The sequence below is a fragment of the Microbacterium sp. Bi128 genome (genome assembly GCF_918698205.1).
The window spans coordinates 1-1147 of sequence record NZ_CAKKMM010001551.1 but is presented as its reverse complement, the minus strand read 5'-3'; the positions used below and the strand labels follow the sequence as shown (position 1 = coordinate 1147).

Here is a 1147-nt window from a genome sequence, read left to right as displayed (position 1 = left end):
CGAGGTCGGCGCCGTTGCGGTCGAATTCGGTGATGGCCTCCAGTCCGGTGTCCACCACCTCCACTTCGAAGCCTTCTTTACCCAAGAGGTAGGACAGGGGGTCGCTGAAGGACTCCTCGTCCTCGACAATCAGAATCCTGCTCAAGCGGTAGCTCCTTGCTCATGGACGCCTGCGGCGTCACGTCGTTGCGGTCTGGGGTCCCGACTGGAAGTTTGGGCAGCCGGCTTGCCCGCCGCGGGGGCGTCGCCGTCGTCCTGCCCTTCTATCTCGGGAAGTCGAATGGTGAACGTGGAACCCTGGCCGAGCCGGGACCACAGGGTCACCTCGCCGCCGTGGTTGGAAATGACGTGCTTGACGATGCTCAGGCCAAGCCCGGTGCCGCCGGTCTGCCGCGAGCGGGCAGCATCCACGCGGTAGAAGCGCTCAAAGACGCGCTCCTGGTCCTCGGCGCTGAGCCCATCGCCCTGGTCCGTCACCGAGACCGCCACGAGACCGTCCTTGGCCCGGATGCCCACGCCTACCTTGGTGTTCTCCGGCGAGTAGCGGATGGCGTTATCGATCAGGTTGCGCAGGGCGGTCACGAGAAGGTCCTGGTCGCCGTAGACCAGGGCATCGGCGTGCCCGCCGACGACTAGCTGGATGTTCTTGCTCTCGGCCGGCAGCACGGAGCGGTCCACGGCCTCGCTGACCACAAGGTTGATGTCCACCGGGCGGCCCTGCTGCGCGACGTTGGCGCCCTGGAGCCGGGAGAGTTCAATGATGTCCTGGACAAGCGCCGCAAGCCGTGTCGATTCCTTGTGCATGCGCTTGGCGAACCGCTTCACCGCCTCGGGGTCGTCAGCGGACGACTCGAGTGCCTCGGCCAGGAGGGAGATCGCCCCGACCGGTGTCTTCAGTTCGTGGGAGACGTTCGCGACGAAGTCGTTGCGGACTTCCTCGGTGCGGGTGAACTCTGTCCGGTCATCGGCCAGCAGGAGGACATATTCCTCCGTGATGACGGCGGCCCGGACCTGGACAACGATCGTGCCCTGGCCGAGCGGGCCGCGCGGCAGTTCCAGCTGCTGTTCGAGGATGACCCCGTCCCGCCGCACCTTGGCCGTCAGTTCCAGCAGCTGCTGGTGCACCACCGTGTGCCCGCGGACCAGG

At 66.3% G+C, this 1147-nt stretch carries 1 protein-coding gene and 1 pseudogene; both read right to left on the bottom strand.

Annotation, left to right across the window (positions count from 1 at the left end):
• A pseudogene (locus tag LQV45_RS34480) lies at positions 1-145 on the bottom strand (DNA-binding response regulator); the annotation flags it as partial.
• The coding region (locus LQV45_RS34475; protein WP_230012390.1) for a cell wall metabolism sensor histidine kinase WalK at positions 142-1147 on the bottom strand (1006 nt) is incomplete at its 5' end. The pseudogene LQV45_RS34480 and the gene LQV45_RS34475, both read right to left, overlap by 4 nt.